Origin of the sequence: Cupriavidus gilardii (assembly GCF_013347325.1) — a bacterium.
GTDB classification, from domain to species: Bacteria; Pseudomonadota; Gammaproteobacteria; order Burkholderiales; family Burkholderiaceae; genus Cupriavidus; species Cupriavidus gilardii.
This window is the reverse complement of record NZ_CP054626.1, coordinates 1,414,274-1,435,000: the sequence shown is the minus strand read 5'-3', so window position 1 is coordinate 1,435,000 and position 20,727 is coordinate 1,414,274. Positions and strand designations below refer to the sequence as shown.

Here is a 20,727-nt window from a genome sequence, read left to right as displayed (position 1 = left end):
CTGAGCACGTCGAACCCGGTCACCTTGACCAGCGTGACCGGCACGTCCACATGCTGGCGCAGATAGGCCCCATTCGAGCCGGCGGCGACCACCGCGTCGAGCCGCCCTTCCCTGGCCTCCCGCGCGATCGCGGTGGCGGCGGCCTCGTAGCCTTTGCCGACCAGCCGAAAGTCGGCCTGGGCGGCATAGGAAGGAATCAGATCGGCGAACGCGCGCGACAGGCGGCTGATGCCGACCGCCCAGATGCGAGGCCGACCAGGGGGGATGGGGGTAGCGGGAGTCATCGATCGAAAGAAAAAACCGAACGCCGCAAGCCGCGGCCAGCGGATGAACAAGAGCGGCCACAATAGGACGTTGACGCACTGTCGCCGCATTCTGCGCCCTCCGTCGCTGCATTTCAATCCACCATCGTGGAATTCAAATTTGAAATGCAAATGGAGCGCCGCGTACATCACCTGAATTGGCAGAAGACCCGGCAATCCCTTGCCCGGCCTGACCAAACCGGGCTTGGTCGCCGCCAGGCCAGCCCTTGGCACGCCGCTTGCGCTCAGCCTGCATTCCGCTCACCAGGACGCCACCATGACCCTGACTTCCCAAGACCTGGCCCGCTCGGCGGGCGCCCGTTTCCGCCAGGCGCTGGCCGACGAGCAGCCGCTGCAGGTCGTCGGCACCATCAACGCCAACCACGCCCTGCTGGCCAAGCGCGCCGGCTACCGCGCGATCTATCTGTCCGGCGGCGGTGTCGCGGCCGGCTCGCTGGGTCTGCCCGACCTCGGCATTTCGAACCTCGACGACGTGCTGACCGACATCCGCCGCATCACGGACGTCTGCGACGTGCCGCTGCTGGTCGATGTCGACACGGGCTTCGGCGCCTCGGCGTTCAACGTGGCTCGTACCACCCGCTCGCTGATCAAGTTCGGCGCGGCCGCGATGCACATCGAGGACCAGGTCGGCGCCAAGCGCTGCGGCCACCGGCCCAACAAGGAGATCGTCTCGCAGGACGAGATGGTCGACCGCATCAAGGCCGCGGTCGATGCCCGCACCGACGAGCATTTCGTCATCATGGCCCGCACCGATGCGCTGGCGGTCGAGGGCCTGGACAAGGCGATCGAACGCGCGGTGGCCTGCGTCGAGGCCGGCGCCGATGCGATCTTCCCCGAGGCGATGACCGACCTGTCGATGTACCGCAAGTTCGTCGACGCGGTGAAGGTCCCCGTGCTGGCCAACATCACCGAGTTCGGCGCCACGCCGCTGTTCACCCGCGACGAGCTGGCCGGAGCCGGCGTCGCGATGATCCTCTATCCGCTGTCGGCATTCCGCGCGATGAACAAGGCCGCGGAGAACGTCTACGCGGCGATCCGTCGCGACGGCACGCAGCAGAACGTGCTGGACACCATGCAGACGCGCGCCGAGCTCTACGAGAGCATCGGCTACCATGCATACGAACAGAAGCTGGATGCGCTGTTCGCGCAAGCCAAGGCCAAGTAACCAGAACAGAGCGAAGCAAGGAGACGCCATGTCCGAAGCCACTCCGGCGCAAGCCACCCCGAAGCCCAAGAAATCCGTCGCGCTGTCCGGCGTCGTCGCCGGCAATACCGCGCTGTGCACGGTCGGCCGCAGCGGCAACGACCTGCACTATCGCGGCTACGACATCCTCGACGTCGCCGAGAACTGCGAGTTCGAAGAGATCGCCTATCTGCTGGTGCACGGCAAGCTGCCGACCCAGGCCGAGCTGAACGGCTACAAGACCAAGCTGCGCGCGCTGCGCGGCCTGCCCGCCAACGTCAAGGCGGCGCTCGAATGGGTCCCCGCCTCGGCCCATCCGATGGACGTGATGCGCACCGGCGTGTCGGTGCTCGGCACCGTGCTGCCCGAGAAGGAAGACCACAATCTGCCGGGCGCGCGCGACATCGCCGACCGCCTGATGGCTTCGCTCGGCTCGATGCTGCTGTACTGGTACCACTACAGCCATAACGGCCGGCGCATCGAGGTCGAAACCGACGACGATTCGATCGGCGGCCACTTCCTGCACCTGCTGCACGGCCGCAAGCCCAGCGAGCTGTGGGAGCGTGCGATGCACACCTCGCTGATCCTGTACGCGGAGCACGAATTCAACGCCTCGACCTTCACCGGCCGCGTGATCGCCGGCACCGGTTCCGACATCTACTCGGCAATCTGCGGCGCGATCGGCGCGCTGCGCGGCCCCAAGCACGGCGGCGCCAACGAGGTCGCGTTCGAGATCCAGAAGCGTTACGACACGCCCGACGAGGCCCAGGCCGACATCACCCGCCGCGTCGAGAACAAGGAAGTCGTGATCGGCTTCGGCCATCCGGTCTACACGACCGGCGATCCGCGCAACCAGGTGATCAAGGAAGTCGCGCGCCGCCTGTCCAAGGACGCCGGCTCGATGAAGATGTTCGACATCGCCGAGCGGCTCGAGACCACGATGTGGGACATCAAGAAGATGTTCCCCAACCTCGACTGGTTCAGCGCGGTCAGCTACCACATGATGGGCGTGCCGACCGCGATGTTCACGCCGCTGTTCGTGATCGCGCGGACCTCGGGCTGGGCCGCGCACATCATCGAGCAGCGCATCGACAACAAGATCATCCGCCCGAGCGCCAACTACATCGGCCCGGACAACCTGAAGTTCGTGCCGATCGAGAAGCGCCGCTGATCCGGCAGACGCGAACGGAAGCGGCCGCACCACGCGCCGCTTCCGTCCCGCAGTCCCAAGACATTCCACGGCGCGCCGAGCACGACCCCGTATCGATCCCCTCCCCATGAATACTGCCTTCCGCAAACCGCTGCCCGGCACGGGCCTGGACTATTTCGACGCACGCGCCGCGGTCGATGCGATCCAGCCCGGCGCCTATGACACGCTGCCCTACACCTCGCGCGTGCTCGCCGAAAACCTGGTGCGCCGCTGCGACCCGTCGCTGCTGACGGCAGCGCTGACGCAGCTGATCGAGCGCAAGCGCGATCTGGACTTCCCGTGGTTTCCCGCGCGCGTGGTCTGCCACGACATCCTCGGCCAGACCGCGCTGGTCGACCTGGCCGGCCTGCGCGACGCGATTGCCGACCAGGGCGGCGATCCGGCCCAGGTCAATCCGGTGGTGCCGGTACAGCTGATCGTCGACCATTCGCTGGCGGTCGAGCACGGCGGTTTCGACAAGGACGCGTTCGCCAAGAACCGCGCGATCGAGGAGCGCCGCAACGAGGACCGCTTCCATTTCATCGAGTGGACTCGCAAGGCGTTCAAGAACGTCGACGTGATCCCGCCGGGCAACGGCATCATGCACCAGATCAATCTGGAGCGGATGTCGCCGGTGATCCATGCGGTCGACGGCGTGGCCTACCCCGACACGCTGGTCGGCACCGACAGCCATACCCCGCACGTCGACGCGCTGGGCGTGATCGCCATCGGCGTGGGCGGCCTCGAGGCCGAGAACGTGATGCTGGGCCGCGCCTCGTGGATGCGGCTGCCCGACATCGTCGGCGTCGAGCTGCGCGGCAAGCCGCAGCCGGGCATCACCGCGACCGATATCGTGCTGGCGCTGACCGAGTTCCTGCGCAGCCAGCGCGTGGTCGGCGCCTATCTCGAATTCCGCGGCGACGGCGCAGCCAGCCTGACGCTGGGCGATCGCGCGACCATCTCGAACATGGCGCCCGAATACGGCGCCACCGCCGCGATGTTCTTCATCGACGGCCAGACCATCGACTATCTGCGCCTGACCGGGCGCAGCGACGAGCAGGTGCGCCTGGTCGAGACCTATGCGAAGACCGCCGGCCTGTGGGCCGATACCCTTCAGCACGCCGAATACGAGCGCACGCTGGAGTTCGACCTGTCGACCGTGGTCCGCAACATGGCCGGTCCGTCGAACCCGCACAAGCGCCTGCCGACCACCGCGCTGGCCGAACGCGGCATCGCCGCCAAGTGGGAAGAGGTGCCGGGGCAGATGCCCGACGGCGCCGTGATCATCGCCGCCATCACCAGCTGCACCAACACCAGCAACCCGCGCAACGTGATCGCCGCCGGCCTGCTGGCGCGCAACGCCAACGCGCGCGGCCTGACGCGCAAGCCCTGGGTCAAGTCCTCGCTGGCACCGGGCTCCAAGGTCGTGCAGCTGTATCTGGAAGAAGCCGGCCTGCTGCCCGAGCTCGAACGGCTCGGCTTCGGCATCGTCGCGTTCGCCTGCACGACCTGCAACGGCATGTCCGGGGCGCTCGATCCGGCGATCCAGCAGGAGATCGTCGAACGCGATCTGTATGCGACCGCGGTGCTGTCGGGCAACCGCAATTTCGACGGCCGCATCCACCCTTACGCCAAGCAGGCCTTCCTCGCATCGCCGCCGCTGGTGGTGGCCTACGCGATCGCCGGCACCATCCGCTTCGACATCGAGCGGGACGTGCTGGGCCACGACGCGAACGGCCAGCCGGTGACGCTGAAGGACATCTGGCCGAGCGACGAGGAGATCGACGCGATCGTCGCGCAAAGCGTCAAGCCCGAGCAGTTCCGCAAGGTCTACGAGCCGATGTTCGCGGTGCAGGCCGCCAACGCCGAGACGATCAGTCCGCTGTACGACTGGCGGCCGCAGAGCACCTATATCCGCCGCCCGCCGTACTGGGAAGGCGCGCTGGCCGGCGAGCGCACGCTCAAGGGCCTGCGTCCGCTGGCGGTGCTCGGCGACAACATCACCACCGACCATCTGTCGCCGTCCAACGCGATCCTGCCCGACAGCGCCGCCGGCGAATACCTGGCGAAGATGGGCCTGCCCGAGGAGGACTTCAACTCGTACGCGACCCACCGCGGCGACCACCTGACCGCGCAGCGCGCGACCTTCGCCAACCCGACGCTGGTCAATGAAATGGCGGTGGTCGACGGCAAGGTCAAGAAGGGTTCGCTGGCGCGCATCGAGCCGGACGGCAAGGTCGTGCGGATGTGGGAAGCGATCGAGACCTATATGGAACGCAAGCAGCCGCTGATCATCATCGCGGGCGCCGATTATGGCCAGGGCTCGTCGCGCGACTGGGCGGCCAAGGGTGTGCGGCTGGCCGGCGTCGAGGCGATCGTCGCAGAGGGCTTCGAGCGCATCCACCGCACCAATCTGATCGGCATGGGCGTGCTGCCGCTGGAGTTCAAGCCCGGCACCAACCGGCTGACGCTGCAGATCGACGGCACCGAGACCTTCGACGTGATCGGCGAGCGCAAGCCGCGTGCGGAGCTTACGCTGGTGATCCATCGCAAGAACGGCGAGCGCGTCGAGACCGCGGTGACCTGCCGGCTCGATACCGCCGAGGAAGTGTCGATCTACGAGGCCGGCGGCGTGCTGCAGCGCTTCGCGCAGGACTTCCTCGATTCGACCAAGGCGGCCCAGGCGGCGGCGTCCGCATCGGCGGCGTGAACGCGCCACGGCGCTCCCCCTTGAACCAGCACGAGGCATCCATGGTTTCTCTTCCCCAGATCCGCATCCCCGCCACCTATATGCGTGGCGGTACCAGCAAGGGCGTGTTCTTCCGGCTGCAGGACCTGCCCGAGGCGGCGCAGTCGCCAGGGCCCGCCCGCGATGCGCTGCTGATGCGTGTGATCGGCAGCCCCGACCCCTACGGCAAGCAGATCGACGGCATGGGCGCGGCCACCTCGAGCACCAGCAAGACGGTGATCGTGTCGCCCAGCACCCGGCCCGACCACGACGTCGATTACCTGTTCGGCCAGGTCGCGATCGACCAGCCCTTCGTCGACTGGAGCGGCAACTGCGGCAATCTGTCGGCCGCGGTAGGCCCGTTCGCGATCGCCGCCGGCCTGGTCGATCCGGCCCGCATCCCGCGCGAGGGCGTTGCCACCGTCCGCATCTGGCAAGCCAATATCGGCAAGACCATCGTCTCGCATGTGCCGATCGTCGACGGCATGGTCAAGGAAACCGGCGACTTCGAGCTGGACGGCGTGACCTTCCCCGCCGCCGAGATCATGCTCGAGTTCATGGACCCGGCCGCCGAGGAGGAAGGCGGCGGCGGCGCGATGTTCCCGACCGGCAACCTGGTCGACGACCTCGAGGTACCGGGCGTCGGCACGTTGAAGGCGACGATGATCAATGCCGGCATCCCCACCATCTTCGTCAACGCCGATGCGATCGGCTACACCGGCACCGAGCTGCAGGAAGCGATCAACGGCGATCCGAAGGCGCTGGCGATGTTCGAGACCATCCGCGCCTACGGGGCCGTGCGCATGGGCCTGATCCAGAACGTCGACGAGGCCGCGCGGCGCCAGCACACGCCCAAGGTGGCCTTCGTCGCCCCGCCGGCCAGCTATACCGCGTCGAGCGGCAAGCCGGTGCGCGCCGAAGACATCGACCTGCTGGTGCGGGCGCTGTCGATGGGCAAGCTGCACCACGCGATGATGGGCACGGCGGCCGTGGCGATCGGCACCGCGGCGGCCATTCCCGGCACGCTGGTCAATCTGGCGGCCGGCGGCGGCAAACGCCAGGCGGTGCGCTTCGGCCATCCGTCCGGCACGCTGCGCGTCGGCGCCGAAGCCGCCCAGGTCGATGGCGACTGGACCGTGAAGAAGGCCATCATGAGCCGCAGCGCGCGGATCCTGATGGAAGGCTGGGTCCGGGTGCCGGGCGACTGGAACCCCGTTGCCTGACGGCTTGCATGCCGGGGCCGCCTGTCGGCCCCGGCATGGCATGGCTTTGAAGGGAAACGTCGGCGGTTAATTGCGTTTCAATACAATGGCCGGCGCGCGCGTGTCCATCGCCACTACGGCGGAGGACGGCCCCGGCCCCGCAGCGCTCAACCGAACAGCACGCTGTTCATCAACGCCTTGGCCACCACGGTGCCCGCCTCCGGCTGCTCGGCATAGACGGTGATTTCGGTGGCGATCTGCCGCTGGCCGCGGCGCACCACGGTCGCCACGGCGCGCAGCGCGGCCGCCTCGGCCGGCGCGACATACTGGATCGACAGCGCGCTGGTCGCCCCGCCGCGCACCTTGTCCGGGTCCGCGCCCGACGCCGCGGCCGCCGCGCCGGCGATATCGATCAGCGTCGCGATCACGCCCCCGTGCACGGTCTTGCCGACCGTGACATTGGCCGGGCTGAACGGCAGCACCAGCTCGACATGCTCTGGCGCCAGCACGTCGAGCGCGACGCCAAGCGTGCGGGCGACCGGCGAACCGATCAGGATTTCCTCGACCATCGCGCGAACGCGGGGCGCGACCTCGGCGTAGGTACCGGTAGCGGAGAGTGGGGGCAGCGAAGACATCATGCGGGCTCCTGAAAAGGAAATCGTTGGCCTGTCGTGGTGAGTCGATGATGGCAGCCGGCGGGGCGCACGCTCAATTACCCGGCAGGTAATCCGCTGGACGACGCGCCCGACTGAATCGCAGCCCAGCGCACCGGCACCGCCTCACCCCGCCGCTTATAATGGCCGCCTTTGCCTCGCCCAGCCGCCATGCCGCCTACCCGCCCCGACACCGCGTCAAACCCGCTCGCCCTGCCGGACACCGCCGACACCACCGACGACAGCCTGTTCGACCGCCCCGACAGCCCCTGCATCGGCATCTGCTCGACGCTGTTCGACGAGGTCTGCCAGGGCTGCGGCCGTACCGCGATGGAGGTCAGCAACTGGGTCTTCATGAGCGATGCGGAAAAGCAGGCGGTGTGGGAGCGCATCACGCGCGAGGCCACCGCGCGCCGTTTCCAGCGCGACTGAGCGCCAGACGCGTCGAAGCGCCCTCACCGGCTCGCACCGCTGGTCCGGCCGCCATCGCCCGCCGCGGGTGTCAGCACCAGCGTCTCGAACGCTTTTGCTCCAGCCGGGTGCCCGGCATCCCGGATCGTCACGTATTCCCCGCGCGCCCATTGCTCGGTCCAGTCGCGATAGTGCGGCGACAACACGTTGCCTGACTGCCCGGTCGGCGTGATGAAGCGCGAGGCCGACAGATCGGCCAGGTCGTAGATCGCGCGCACGCTGGCGCCATGCACGTTCTCGAACGGGGCCTGCTCGTCGCCGATATTGTGGCGCCCGGCATTGACCGTATAGGTATCCCCGCCGGTCGGCACCTTGACGTTGAAGAACCCTGCCAGCGACGGCACCCTGGCGAACGGCCGGTGTTCGGCGCGGGCCGCGTGGGCCTGGCCCCAGCGCCAGCGCCGCGGGTCGTCGCCATAGCGCTGCTGCAGATCGGCGATCGCACGTTTCCACGCCGCGCCCATCTGGTCGTTGCAGTCCTCCGGGGCCGGCGTCTTCGGATCGTCGCACCAGAAGCGCCCCAGGCCCCGCGAGCTGCGCAGGATGTTCAGCATCGCCTGTTGCACATTGCGCTGCTCCCACATGCGCGCGAACACGCCGTCGCCGACCTTGCCCTCGAACATGCCGCGCGACAGCTCGCGCAGCCAGGCGGTGGCGACCAGCGGCTCCGCACGGTCGGCCGACATCGTGCCGTCCCAGCGCGCCAGCGCGGCGAACAGCTCGCGCTCGCGAGGAGGACGCGTCGCGTCGGCCGCGATCGAGGCGCCGAGCAGCAGCGGCAACGCATCCTTGACCGCCAGCGACAGTTCGTCCTTCTGGATCGCCGCGAACGTATCGAGCGTGTGGGGCCGCCGCGCGGCCAGCAAGGCGCGGATGCGGTCGTGCCGATATGGCACCGTCCATTCGCTGGTCAGGAAGAACGGATAGTCGTCCGGCACGATCTTCTGGTTCGCGGTCACCACCACGCCGCCGGGCGGATTGAGGCTGCGCGGCAGCTTTTCGAACGGAATGAAGCCGCTCCAGTCGTAGCGCGCATCCCAGCCCGGCGCCGGCGCCAGCCCCTTCAGATCGTTCGCCGCGTTGCGCAGCGGCACGCGGCCCGGTGCAAGGAAGCCGATATTGCCGTCGACATCGGCATAGACCGCGCTCTGTTGGGGTGTATGGAAGTCGCGCAGCGCCTCGGTAAAGCTGGCCCAGTCGTGCGCGCGGTTCAGCTTCAGCCCGGCCTGCACGGTACGATCGTCCGGCCGCAGCGCCACCCATTGGAAGGACACGACATACTGCGCACCCAGCGGCGCGACGGCGGCGGCAAGCGGCTCGGCGACATCGGAAATCACCGGCCCGTGGCGCGTCGAGCGGACGCGGATCGTCACATCGGGCTGGTCCTTGACCCGGATGGTCTCCTCGCGCACCGCGAAATCGGCCCAGCCGGCCGGCGTCTGGTACTGCTCGGGCCGGCCGGGACGCAAGCGTTCGATATACAGGTCCTGCAGATCCGGCGCGGTATTGGTAAAGCCCCAGGCGATGCGCGGCGTATGGCCGATCACGACCACCGGCATTCCCGGCAGCGTGGCGCCGGTCACGTCCAGTCCCGGCGCGCGCAGCGTGGCGAAATACCACAGCGCCGGCGCCTGCAGCCCCAGATGCAGGTCGTTGGCCAGCAGCGGCTTGCCCGAGCGCGTATGGGCGCCGGAGACGACCCAGTTGTTCGAGCCCATGCCCTCGACCAGCCCCGGCGGCGCCGCGGCCTCGACGCTGGCCATCGCCGTAGTCAGCGGCGCCAGCTGCCGATACAGCGCGGGATAGTCGCTCGTGCGCGGTGGCTGCTCGCCTGGATACGGCGCCAGCAGTTCGTTGATGCGCGACAGCGGCAGCGTCTGCGCCAGCCGCATGCGCAGCACCTCGCGGCTCCAGTTGGCGCTCAGGTCCCAGGCCATCATCGTCTGCCAGGCGAGCGTATCGGCCGGCTCCCAACGCTCGGGCACGGTGCGCAGGATCGCGAATTCGGGCGGCAACGGGCCCTTGTGGCTGGCGATGCCGGCATTGACCCCGTCGGCATAGGCCTGCAGCGCGGCGCGCGTCTCCGGCGTGCTGGCGGCGAAGGCTGCCTCGGCGTTGCGGCGTACGCCGATGGTGCGCAGGAAGCGATCGGTCGGCAGCGCGCTGGCCCCGAGGATCTCCGCCAGCCGGCCCGACGCGATGCGCTTGTTCATCTGCATCTGCCACAGCCGGTCCTGCGCATGGACAAAGCCGAGGCCGAAATAGGCGTCGAGCGGATCGCCCGCCTCGATGCGCGGAATCGCATGGCGGTCGCGCACGATGGTGACGCGCCCATGCAAACCCGCCAGCGCGACGGTGCCTGCCACCGCCGGCTGCGACGCCTGCCGATACCAGGCATAGCCGCCGATCGCCGCGGCCAGTACCAGACCCGCCAGGATCACCGTCAGCCATGCCAGCCGCTTGAGCCAATGCATCGCCTGTCCCTCCCCGTCCAACCGTTCGTTGCGGTGTCGTGCTGTTGTCGATGTGTCGATGTGCCGTTGCCGACGTGCTGTCGTCAATTATCGTCGACACAAAAATGCCCGGACAGGCCGGGCATTTTCAAGGCGGTCGGCGCTCAGGCCGCGGGCTTCTTCAGCTGCAGCGCCTTGTACTCGAGGAACTCCTCGAGGCCGTACTTGCCGGCCTCGCGTCCATTGCCCGACTGCTTGTAGCCGCCGAACGGCGCCATCATGTTGAACGGGCCGCCATTGATGTCGACCTGGCCGGTACGGATGCGGCGCGCGACGCGGATCGCGCGCGCCTCGTCGCCCGACCACACGCCGCCGCCAAGACCATAGACGCTGTCGTTGGCGATGCGCACCGCGTCCTCCTCGGTGTCGTAGCAGATGATCGACAGCACCGGGCCGAAGATCTCCTCCTGCGCGACGGTCGCCTTCGGGTCGACGTTGCCCAGCACCGTCGGCTGCACGAAGAAGCCCTTGTCCAGCCCGGCCGGCGGCTCGGTGCCGCCCGCCACCAGTTCGGCGCCCTCGTTCAGTCCGCGCTGGATATAGCCGGTCACGCGGTCCTTCTGCGCGGCCGAAATCAGCGGACCCAGCCTGGTGGTCTCCTGCAGCGGATCGCCGACGGTAAAGCCAGCGACCACCTTCCTGACGATTTCCTTGACCTCGTCATAGCGGGCGCGCGGCACCAGCATCCGCGTATGCGCCGAGCAGGTCTGGCCGGAGTTCAGGAAACAGGCGTTGATGGTGCCCTTGACGGCGGCCGGCAGGTCGGCATCATCGAGGATCACCGAGGCGGACTTGCCGCCCAGCTCCAGCGCGACCCGCTTGACGGTCTGCGCGGCCAGCTCCGAGACGCGCTTGCCGGCGCGGGTGGAGCCGGTGAACGACACCATGTCGACCTCGCGATGGCTGGCCAGCACCTCGCCGACCACCGGGCCGTAGCCGGTCACCAGGTTGAACACGCCGGGCGGCAGGCCGGCGGCCTCGATCACTTCGGCCAGCACGAAGGCGTTCAGCGGCGCCACCTCGGACGGCTTGAGCACCACGGTGCAGCCGGCGGCCAGCGCCGGCGCGACCTTCAGCGTGATCTGGTTCAGCGGATAGTTCCACGGCGTGATGGCGGCGACCACGCCGACCGGCTCGCGCACCACCAGCGAATTGCCGACTTCTTCCTCGAAGGAGAAGGACTCGACCAGCTTGGCGGCCTGGCTCCAGTTGAAGACCGGTCCGCCGACCTGGATCGCGCGGGCCAGCTTGATCGGCATGCCGACCTCGGCCGCGATCAGCTGCGCCAGCTCCTCGGTGCGCGCCTTCAGGCCCTCGGCGATCTTGCGGATATAGTCGGCGCGCTGCTGCGGCGACGTCGCGGCCCAGCCGTCGAAGGCGGCGCGGGCGGCCTGGATCGCGTCCTCGGCGTCGCGCGCATGGCCTTCGGGGATCCGGCCCATCACCTCTTCGGTGGTCGAGTGGATGACGTCGATCTGCCCGGTGCCGTGCGGGGTCACCCATGCACCGTTGATAAAGAGTTTGTCTCGTTGCTGCATAGCCACAATTCCTCGGTGAGCCGTCAGGCGTATTGCCTTCCGGTGTTTCCAACCTGATTCAGGCGTTTCAGGGCGTTTGCTGTTGTTATCGATTTTTTCTGTGCCGACATTGTAAAACCGATTTTGCCGGCCGATATCGCCTCGCCGCATGCCCTTCGGAGGCGGACGCCAATATGCCGCCGATAATCGCGCGCGCAGCGCCGCGACGGGCCATAGGCCAGGCCACCGGCCATAAAAAAAGGTTCATCGAGGAATACCGGGGAAGGCAGCGCGGATTTTGAGGAAGAAGTACTCCTCATCGCGATAGCCGTAAGCGCGCCGCTTGATGACCTTGATGGTGTTATTGATGCCTTCGACGACGCTGGTGTTCAGCGGGTGCCGGCACCGGGCCACAATGCCGTGCCAGTAGCCGCTCAAGCGATGGGCGAACTGCTGTAACGGACCAATACCGCTTTGCTGCGCTTGCTCAAACCAGTTGTGCCATGCCCGCTGCGCCCATCCCGGGCGGCGGTAGAACCACAGCCGCTTGAGTTCGTCGCGCAGGATGTAGACCGTCATCAACGGTCGGTTCGCAGCCAACACCTCGTTCAGATGAATGGCCTGACCCTCGCTCAGATTGGCCCGATTGCGCAGCAGCAGCCAACGCGTCGACTTCAGAACGCGTCGGGCCGGCCTGTTGTGGCGTAGCCGATTGGCTTGATCGACCCGAACCCGATCAATGACCTCGCGTCCATATTTGGCCACGATATGGAACAAGTCATAGACGACTTCGGCCTGCGGGCAATGCTCGCGGATCTCGAGTTCATATGCCGTCGTCATGTCGATGGCAACCGCTTCAATCCGCTCTGCCGCGCCCGCTGGCAGTTGCTCGAAGAAGGCGCGCGCCGTCTCGCGTGAACGGCCCTTGCCAATCCACAGCACCTGCCGGCCGATCGGGTCCACGACGACCGTGGCGTAGCGGTGGCCCTTATGCAGCGCAAATTCGTCCATCGCCAGATAGCGGATGTTGGCCCAGTCCGGCTCCGTCACCGCCTCGCGCAAGCGCGCCTTGTCGATGGACTTGATCGTGTGCCACCCAAGCTCATAGAACGCGGCGACAGCGCGCACCGAGCAGTCGCGCAACAGTCGACCACAAGCCTCGGCCAGGCGCGCTGTCACGCGCTGATAGCGCCCGAGCCAATCCAGCCGCTCCAGCCGCGGGCCGCCACATTGATCACACCAGACACGCCGGCGCGGCACGTGTAGAACGACGCGATAGTCGAAAATCGGCAGGTCTCGTACCCGCCGAACGGTGGTCTCGTGTACCTGCTTGCAGCGCGCACCGCATTCCTGGCAGTGCATGACCTTGCTGGTCGGCTTCAGATAAAGCGATAGCGTCCGACTGTCGCCTTCGGGCCAGACTACCCGCTCAAGACGGTATCCGGTCCAGCAACCCAGCGCCTGCAACGTCTTCCGATCCAGCATTCCCGCTCCTGACCCCTGAAATAACAGGCATCAAGCATACGAAAAACCGGAACCCTTCACGGAATTCTGCGAAGAACCTAAAAAAAGGCCGCAACGCGTCGATCGCGTTGCGGCCTTCATCGGCTGGCCGACAGAAACGGGAACCGGATCAACCGGCGATGCCCTGCGACTCCAGGTATTCGTCGTAGGTGCCCAGATAATCGGTCACCGTGCCGTCGGTGCGGATCTCGATGATCCGCGTGGCCAGCGCGCTGACGAATTCGCGGTCGTGCGAGACGAAGATCAGCGTGCCGGTGAACTTGTCCAGCGCGATCTGCAGCGACTCGATCGACTCCATGTCCATGTGGTTGGTCGGCTCGTCCAGCGCCAGCACGTTATGGCGGCCCAGCATCAGCTTGCCCCAGATCATGCGGCCCTTCTCGCCGCCGGACAGCACCTTGACCGACTTCTTGATGTCGTCGGCCGAGAACAGCAGCCGGCCCAGCGTGCCGCGCAGCGACTGGTCGTCGTCGCCGGCCTGCGTCCACTGGGTCATCCAGTCCATCAGGTTGGTGTCTTCCGGGAATTCCTCGTAGGTGTCCTGCGGCATGTAGCCGACGTTGGCGTTCTCGGCCCACTTGACGCTGCCGTGGTCGACCTCGATGCCGCGCTGCACGCCGGTCTGCACCGCGCCGTCGAGCAGGCAGCGCAGCAGCGTGGTCTTGCCCGCGCCGTTCTCGCCGATGATCGCGACGCGCTCGCCGGCCTGGATCGACAGCGACAGATTGTTCAGGATCTGGCGGTCGTAGGCCTTGCTGATGTTCTCGGCGGTCACCGCCAGGTTGTGCAGCTTCTTCTCGAACTCGAAGCGGATGAAGGGGTTCTGGCGCGACGACGGCTTGATGTCCTCGACCTTGATCTTGTCGATCTGCTTCAGGCGCGAGGTGGCCTGGCGGGCCTTGGACTTGTTGGCCGAGAAGCGGCGCACGAAGTCCTGCAGTTCGGTGATGCGCTCCTTGGCGCGCGCGTTGGCCGCCATCTGGCGCTCGCGGGCCTGCATCGACGCTTCCATGTAGTCGTCGTAGTTGCCCGGGTAGACCTTCAGCGTGCCGTAGTCCATGTCGGCCATGTGCGTACAGACCGAGTTCAGGAAGTGGCGATCGTGCGAAATGATGATCATGGTGGAATTGCGCTCGTTGAGCACGTGTTCCAGCCAGCGGATCGTGTTGATGTCCAGGTTGTTGGTCGGCTCGTCCAGCAGCAGCACGTCCGGATTCGAGAACAGCGCCTGCGCCAGCAGCACCCGCAGCTTCCAGCCCGGCGCGATATTGCTCATCGTGCCCTGATGCTGGTCGGTCGGGATGCCCACGCCCAGCAGCAGCTCGCCGGCGCGCGCCTCGGCCGTGTAGCCGTCGTATTCGGCGTACTTGGCCTCGAGCTCGGCGGCCTTCATGTAGTCTTCGTCGGTCGCTTCCGGGTTCGCATAGATCGCGTCGCGCTCCTGCGCCGCGGCCCACATCTCGGTATGGCCCATCATCACCACGTCGAGCACGCGCATGTCCTCATAGGCGAACTGGTCCTGGCGCAGCTTGCCCAGGCGCACGCCCGGTTCCAGCATCACGTTGCCGGAGGTCGGCTCGAGATCGCCGCCGAGGATCTTCATGAAGGTGGACTTGCCGCAGCCGTTCGCGCCGATCAGGCCGTAGCGGTTGCCCTCGCCGAACTTGACCGAGATATTCTCGAACAAGGGCTTGGGGCCGAACTGCATGGTGATGTTTGCGGTAGATAGCACGTCGAAGAACCTTTTGGAATGCGGTGTAGCGGTGATGGCGGCCGGTGAAGGCGGCGAATCGGCAAATCGGCGAAGCTGCCGACGGCGTGCCGCATGGCGCGGCGGGCTGGGCCAACGGAACGAAACGACGACCGTGGCGCGTGGCCGGACAGGCCTGGGCCCTTCACCTCGCGAAGAATCGGAGATTTTACCATTCCTCGCGCAATCGGGCGCGAGGACGGCGGCGGATAGGGAGGCCGGGCTGCGCTGGGATCCTGCGACCCAGCCCGCGCCCCGGGCGCGATGCGCCGGGCGCTCGGCGGGCCGCTCAGGCCGGGCGGGCCAGCAACGGGTGCCCCGACATCGTCAGCGTGAATCCGTCGGCCGAGGCCTGAAGCGCGCCCTGCCCGCCCACCGGCAGCGTCAGCTTGCGCGCGCAGTGGCCGAACGGCAGCCCGGTGACGATCGGCACCGGCAAGCGCTCCCGTAGATAGGCCACCACGGCCGGCAGGTCGTAGCCATTGTCGTAGTCGCTGACGCGGTAGCTGGAGAAGTCGCCCAGCAGGATCGCGCGCTGCGCGCCGAGCACGCCGGCCTGTTCCAGCTGCAGCAGCATGCGCTCGACGCGGTACGGCGGCTCGTTGACGTCCTCGAGAAACAGGATGCCGCCCTCGACCTGCGGCAGGTACGGCGTGCCCAGCAGGCTGCACAGCATTGCCAGATTGCCGCCCCACAGCGTGCCCGCCACCTCGCCAGAGAACGGCTGGCCGCCGTCCTGCGGCGCGTCGATGTCGACGGTATAGGACGATGCGTGCAGCAGCCCTTCGAAATGCCGCCACATGAAGGCATCGACCGGCTCGGCGCCGAAGTCGGCCAGCAGCATCGGACCGGCCAGGCTGATGCCGCCGGCCCGCGCGAGATACGCCAGCTGGAATGCCGTGAAATCGCTGTGGCCGACGATCGGCGTGGCCGCGCGGCGCGCCTGCGCGGCGATGCGGTGAAAATCGATGCGCGGCAGCAGACGCGCCAGCCCGTAGCCGCCCCGCACCGCCAGCGTCAGCGCACCGGAAGCCCCGGTGCCGATGCCATGCAGGTCGGCCAGCCGCTCGTCGTCGGTGCCGCCGAAGCGCTGATGGCGGCGGTCCAGCACCTCCGGGTTGACGACGCGGTAGCCGTGCGCCCGCAGCCAGTCGCAGCCGCGCGTGGCGACGGCCATGTCGTGCGGATAGCCGGAGGGAGCGAGCAGGCGGACTTCGATGGGCGCGTTCATGCGTCGGGCTTTCCCTGAGGATCGGATGACGGTTCGGTGACGGAGCCGTTGCCAGGCTCGGTGACAGCCTGCCCGCCGGCGCGGTCAGCCTTCTGCGCGCGCCGCCGCGCCCGGAAAAAATCACGCAGCAGCTGGCCGCACTCGTCGGCCAGCACGCCGCCGCGGATCGTGGTCTGGTGGTTGAGCCGCGCCTCGGCGAACAGGTCGAGCACGCTGCCGGCGGCACCGGTCTTCGGATCGGTCGCGCCGAACACCACGTGACGCAGCCGCGCGTGCAGCATTGCCCCGCTGCACATCGCGCACGGTTCGAGCGTCACGTACAGCTCGCACTCGGGCATCCGGTAGTTGCCGATGACCTGCGCCGCCGCGCGCAGCGCCTGCATTTCGGCATGGGCAGACGGATCGCGCGAACGGATCGGCAGGTTGTGGCCGCGGGCGATGATCGCGTCGTTCCATACCACCACCGCGCCCACCGGCACCTCGCCGGCCGCCTCGGCCAGGCGGGCCTCCTCCAGCGCGGCACGCATGAAGCGCTGGTCGCGCGCATCGGCCAGCGGGCCCTCGAACGGCGGCGTGGCGATGGCTCCGGTAGCGGCGATAGGCGATGGCGGCGGCGTGTCTGTCATCGGCGGGTCATCGTCGAGTCGGTTGTCGGCACCTAGGCGGTCGGATCGAGCCGGATCAATCCTGCGCCGGCGCGACGGCGGGCGCGGTGACCTCGGCCCAGCAGTTCGGCGTTTCGAACAGCACCAGGCGGGTCAGCTGCAGATGGTGGCCGAAGCAGTCCTTGAACACCGGCGCCAGCATGTCGAAGGCGATCTGCGCCAGGTTCTCGACGGTCGGAATCGCGTCGAGCACCACCGTCTTGTGCCCCTCCATGCCACACAGGAATTCGAGCAGCGCGGTGTCGCCGCGATGGATCAGGAAGGCGTGGTCCCACTTGTCGACCAGATGCTGGTTGGCCAGCGCCTTGATGTCGCTGAAGTCCAGGATCATGCCCTCGTCGGCCGCGCCCTCGCGATGCAGCACCTCCCCCGACAGCGTCAGGTCGAGCCGATAGCGGTGGCCATGGATATTGCGGCATTGGCCGCCATGGTTGGGGATGCGGTGGCCGGCATCGAATTCGAGGCGGCGCGTGATCGAGACTTGCTTGTTCATGAAGGCCGGTGCCGGGACCCGTGCGGCAGACGCCTAGCGGATGCCCAGCAGCTTGTGGGTTTGCAGCGAAAGGCGCCAGCGCGGATGGCGCTGGCAGAAATCGACGGCGAGGGCCGTATTCTCGCGCGCCAGCAGGCCGTCCATCGGCTGCACGAGGAAATAGCGGAAATCCAGCGCCTCGTATGCCGCGAAGTCCTGGCCGGGCTGCGGGATCACGACCTTGAGCTCGTCGCCGCGCGTGACCACCAGTTCGGCGCCCATCTTCGGGCTGACGCAGACCCAGTCGATGCCGTCCGGCACCGCGATCGTGCCGTTGGTCTCGATCGCGATCTCGAAGCCCTGCGCGTGCAGCGCGTCGATCAGCGGCGCATCGAGCTGCAGCAGCGGCTCGCCGCCGGTGCAGACCACCAGCGGGCGGCCGCCCGCGCCTTGCGGCCATTGCGAGGCGACCTGCGCGGCCAGTTCTTCGGCGCTGCGGTACTTGCCGCCCAGCGTGCCGTCGGTGCCGACGAAATCGGTATCGCAGAAGCGGCAGATCGCCTGCTCGCGGTCCTGTTCGCGGCCCGTCCACAGATTGCAGCCGGCGAAGCGGCAGAACACGGCGGCACGGCCCGCGTTGGCGCCCTCGCCCTGCAGCGTGTAGAAGATTTCCTTGACGGCGTAAGTCATGCTTGGGGTCGGTTCGACCTGTCTGTTCGACCGATGGGTTCGAACTGGATGGTTGGCGACGGACAGTGCCCTGGCTATGCCAGCCCATCTGCTTCATGCAGGGACGGATGCCGGTGCGGCTGGCCCCTGGCGGTGGCATTTCCGGTCGCGCGGGGAAACGCGACAGTATACCAAAGACGCCTCAATGACGCAGGCGCCCGGCTGGTGGGCGATCCGAGCCCTGGCGCGGGGCTTCGTCCTGCATCCGCGCCGCCAGAAAGTCCAGAAAGCAGGCAATGCGCGCCGACAGTTGCGTGTTCAGATAGTAGACCGCATGGATGGGCTGGCGCACATCGAGCGTCTCGCGCGGGAACAGCTGCACCAGGTCGCCGCGGGCCCGATCCTGGGCCGTCATGAAATCGGCCAGGCACACCACGCCCTGGCCGGCCAGCGCCAGCTGCCGCAGCGTCTCGCCGCTGGAGGCGGACACCGCCGGCGTGATCTCGAACTCGTTGCCGGCTTCGTCGCGCAGCGGCCAGCGGTTCAGGCTGTCGGGCTGTGTGAAGCCGAGCAGGCTGTGGCGGGCCAGCTCGCCGACCGAGCGCGGCCGCCCGTGCGCCTTCAGATAAGCCGGGCTGGCGAGCACCCGCAAGCGGCTGTGGCACAGCGGCCTGGCATGCAGCGTCGAATCGCGCAGCGCGCCGATGCGGATCGCGACATCGGTGCGATGCTCCAGCAGATCGATGATCTGGTCGCTGCTGTGCAGCTCCAGCTCGATCTCGGGATAGGCGCGGCGGAAGTCGTCGACCAGCGGCACCACCACATGCAGCATGAACGGCGAGGCGGCGTTGATGCGCAGCTTGCCGGCCGGCTTCTGCCTCCGCAGCGCGATCTGGTCCTCGGCCTGGTCCACCGCGCCCAGAATCGCGCGGGCATGCGCGAGCAGCGCGGCGCCCTCCTCGGTCAGCTCCAGCCGGCGCGTGGTCCGCCGCAGCAGCGCAGTGGCCAGCTTGTCCTCGAGCCGCGCCAGCGCCCGGCTGACGCCGGAGACGGTCTGGCCCAGCTGGTCGGCTGCGGCCGTGATCGAGCCGCTGTCGACCACGGTGACGAAGGCCAGCAATTCTTCCAGGGTCATCTTCATGGCGGGGTTTCCTGCGGGAGCGATCGCGCCCGGTCCCGGCCGAGCGGGGGCCGGGACCGGGAGCCCACATGGCAATCCGGGAGGTCGCGATTGTTGACTGCTGATCAAATATTATCTGCATATTAACGGATTAATCGGCAAGCCAGCCAGGATCACAATGCGGGCCATTCCAATCCCCATATCCGATCCCTGATACCTGGAGGCCATCATGCCCCTCGCCTTGTTGGCGCTGACGATCAGCGCATTCGCCATTGGCACGACGGAGTTCGTCATCGTCGGCCTGATTCCCACCGTCGCGGCCGATCTGAACGTGTCGCTGCCCTCGGCCGGCCTGCTGGTCAGCCTGTACGCGCTCGGCGTCGCCGTCGGCGCCCCGCTGTTGACCGCGCTGACCGGCCGGCTGCCGCGCAAGACATTGCTGCTGTCGCTGATGGCGCTGTTCACGCTCGGCAATCTGCTGGCCTGGCAGGCGCCCGGCTACGGCTCGCTGGTGCTGGCGCGCGTGCTGACCGGCCTCGCCCATGGCGTGTTCTTTTCGATCGGCTCGACCATCGCGACCGGACTGGTGCCGCGCGAAAAGGCCGCCAGCGCGATCGCCATCATGTTTACGGGCCTTACCGTCGCGCTGGTAACCGGCGTGCCGCTGGGCACCTTCATCGGCCAGCATTTCGGCTGGCGCGAGACCTTCCTGGCCGTCTCCGCGCTCGGTGTCGTCGCCTTCGTCGGCAGCCTGCTGTTCGTGCCGTCCGGCATCCGCCATACGCGGCCCGCGTCGCTGATGCAGCAGGCCCGCGTGCTGGCCGAACCGCGGCTGTTGCTGGTCTATGCGAAGACGGCGATCGGCTACGGGGGCTCGTTCATCCCCTTCACGTTCCTCGCACCGATCCTGCAGGACGTGTCCGGCTTTGACGCGGGCGCGGTCAGCCTGGTGATGCTGGTGTACGGCCTGTCCGTCGCCGCGGGCAATATCTGGGGCGGCCGCCTGGCCGACCGCCACGGCCCGATCCCGGCGCTGAAGACGATGTTCGTGCTGCTGGCCGCGGTGCTGCTGGTGCTGAACTTCACCGCGCCGCACCGCTGGCTGGTAGTGGCGACAGTGCTGGCCTGGGGCGCGGTGGCCTTCGGCAACGTGCCGGGCCTGCAGGTCTATGTCGTCAAGCAGGCCGAGCGCTTCACGCCGCAGGCGGTCGACGTCGCCTCCGGCCTCAATATCGCCGCGTTCAATCTCGGCATCGCCGGCGCCGCGTGGGCCGGCGGCCTGATCGTGACGCACCTTGGCCTGATGCATACGCCCTGGATCGGCGCGGTGGTGGTGCTGGTCGCGCTGGCGCTGACCGCCTGGAGCGGCCGCCTCGATCGCGCCGACGGCGTGGTCCATCGCGGCGGCGGCACCGCGGGCGCGATGTCGCACTGATCGGCCGTGCCAACTGGCGTGGCGGCGCGAATCGACACGCCGCCGCCACACGCCATATCTGCACCGCTTCCCGGCCAATGCT

General features: G+C 67.7%; 17 protein-coding genes (1 of these 17 running past the window's edge). 6 read left to right on the top strand and 11 right to left on the bottom strand.

The window, feature by feature from the left end:
- Positions 1-284, bottom strand: partial view of a propionate catabolism operon regulatory protein PrpR gene (gene prpR / locus FOB47_RS16825; RefSeq protein WP_174781604.1) — the 5' portion only. It extends 1,678 nt beyond the left edge of the window; only the first 284 of its 1,962 coding nucleotides appear in the window; its start codon is at positions 282-284; the stop codon falls past the left edge of the window.
- A gap of 295 nt (positions 285-579) precedes the next feature.
- On the opposite strand from prpR, the gene prpB reads away from it, so the two are divergent.
- The 4 genes from prpB (at position 580) to prpF (ending at position 6,646) form a co-directional block, all read left to right on the top strand.
- Positions 580-1,488 carry a methylisocitrate lyase gene (prpB, locus tag FOB47_RS16820; protein WP_043438308.1) on the top strand — a complete coding sequence of 303 codons (909 nt, stop codon included), beginning with the start codon at positions 580-582 and terminating at the stop codon, positions 1,486-1,488.
- A gap of 28 nt (positions 1,489-1,516) precedes the next feature.
- A complete protein-coding gene (gene prpC, locus FOB47_RS16815) occupies positions 1,517-2,677 on the top strand; it encodes a bifunctional 2-methylcitrate synthase/citrate synthase (RefSeq protein WP_174781603.1) in 1,161 nt (386 codons plus the stop codon).
- Between the two features lie 106 nt (positions 2,678-2,783).
- Entirely contained in the window at positions 2,784-5,405 is a 2,622-nt protein-coding gene (gene acnD, locus FOB47_RS16810; protein WP_174781602.1) for a Fe/S-dependent 2-methylisocitrate dehydratase AcnD, read from the top strand.
- A 41-nt stretch (positions 5,406-5,446) separates the two neighbouring features.
- The gene (prpF, locus tag FOB47_RS16805; protein WP_174781601.1) at positions 5,447-6,646 is read left to right on the top strand and encodes a 2-methylaconitate cis-trans isomerase PrpF; all 1,200 of its coding nucleotides are present in this window, start codon (positions 5,447-5,449) and stop codon (positions 6,644-6,646) included.
- A gap of 146 nt (positions 6,647-6,792) precedes the next feature.
- Here the strand turns inward: prpF and FOB47_RS16800 are convergent, their stop codons facing one another.
- Positions 6,793-7,263 carry a PaaI family thioesterase gene (locus tag FOB47_RS16800; protein ID WP_174781600.1) on the bottom strand — a complete coding sequence of 157 codons (471 nt, stop codon included), beginning with the start codon at positions 7,261-7,263 and terminating at the stop codon, positions 6,793-6,795.
- Between the two features lie 186 nt (positions 7,264-7,449).
- Here FOB47_RS16800 and FOB47_RS16795 point away from each other — a divergent pair, with 186 nt between their 5' ends.
- Complete coding sequence (locus tag FOB47_RS16795; protein ID WP_244959444.1) at positions 7,450-7,710, top strand: DUF1289 domain-containing protein; 261 nt, start codon at positions 7,450-7,452, stop codon at positions 7,708-7,710.
- 23 nt (positions 7,711-7,733) lie between these two features.
- Here FOB47_RS16795 and FOB47_RS16790 read toward each other — a convergent pair whose 3' ends face one another.
- The 9 genes from FOB47_RS16790 to FOB47_RS16750 form a co-directional block, all read right to left on the bottom strand.
- A complete protein-coding gene (locus FOB47_RS16790; RefSeq protein ID WP_151022944.1) occupies positions 7,734-10,223 on the bottom strand; it encodes a penicillin acylase family protein in 2,490 nt (829 codons plus the stop codon).
- Between the two features lie 143 nt (positions 10,224-10,366).
- Positions 10,367-11,800, bottom strand: a complete 1,434-nt coding sequence (locus FOB47_RS16785) for an aldehyde dehydrogenase family protein (protein ID WP_174781599.1) — start codon at positions 11,798-11,800, stop codon at positions 10,367-10,369.
- Between the two features lie 243 nt (positions 11,801-12,043).
- A complete protein-coding gene (locus FOB47_RS16780) occupies positions 12,044-13,264 on the bottom strand; it encodes an ISL3 family transposase (RefSeq protein ID WP_174780257.1) in 1,221 nt (406 codons plus the stop codon).
- Positions 13,265-13,412: 148 nt separating this feature from the next.
- Entirely contained in the window at positions 13,413-15,035 is a 1,623-nt protein-coding gene (locus tag FOB47_RS16775) for an ABC-F family ATPase (protein WP_174781598.1), read from the bottom strand.
- A gap of 307 nt (positions 15,036-15,342) precedes the next feature.
- On the bottom strand, positions 15,343-16,284 hold the full coding sequence (gene ldcA / locus FOB47_RS16770; RefSeq protein ID WP_174781597.1) for a muramoyltetrapeptide carboxypeptidase: 942 nt from the start codon (positions 16,282-16,284) through the stop codon (positions 15,343-15,345).
- Positions 16,281-16,910: a tRNA adenosine(34) deaminase TadA gene (tadA, locus tag FOB47_RS16765; protein ID WP_174781596.1), complete on the bottom strand. Its 630-nt coding sequence runs from the start codon at positions 16,908-16,910 to the stop codon at positions 16,281-16,283. Before tadA ends, ldcA begins: the two co-directional genes overlap by 4 nt.
- Positions 16,911-16,965: 55 nt before the next feature.
- Positions 16,966-17,442: a 6-carboxytetrahydropterin synthase QueD gene (gene queD, locus FOB47_RS16760; RefSeq protein ID WP_174781595.1), complete on the bottom strand. Its 477-nt coding sequence runs from the start codon at positions 17,440-17,442 to the stop codon at positions 16,966-16,968.
- A 33-nt stretch (positions 17,443-17,475) separates the two neighbouring features.
- Positions 17,476-18,111: a 7-carboxy-7-deazaguanine synthase gene (gene queE / locus FOB47_RS16755; protein ID WP_053821706.1), complete on the bottom strand. Its 636-nt coding sequence runs from the start codon at positions 18,109-18,111 to the stop codon at positions 17,476-17,478.
- Positions 18,112-18,292: 181 nt separating this feature from the next.
- Positions 18,293-19,231, bottom strand: coding sequence for a LysR family transcriptional regulator (locus tag FOB47_RS16750; protein WP_174781594.1), 939 nt, complete (start codon positions 19,229-19,231; stop codon positions 18,293-18,295).
- A 208-nt stretch (positions 19,232-19,439) separates the two neighbouring features.
- On the opposite strand from FOB47_RS16750, the gene FOB47_RS16745 reads away from it, so the two are divergent.
- The gene (locus FOB47_RS16745) at positions 19,440-20,645 is read left to right on the top strand and encodes an MFS transporter (protein WP_174781593.1); all 1,206 of its coding nucleotides are present in this window, start codon (positions 19,440-19,442) and stop codon (positions 20,643-20,645) included.
- Positions 20,646-20,727 lie beyond the last annotated feature (82 nt).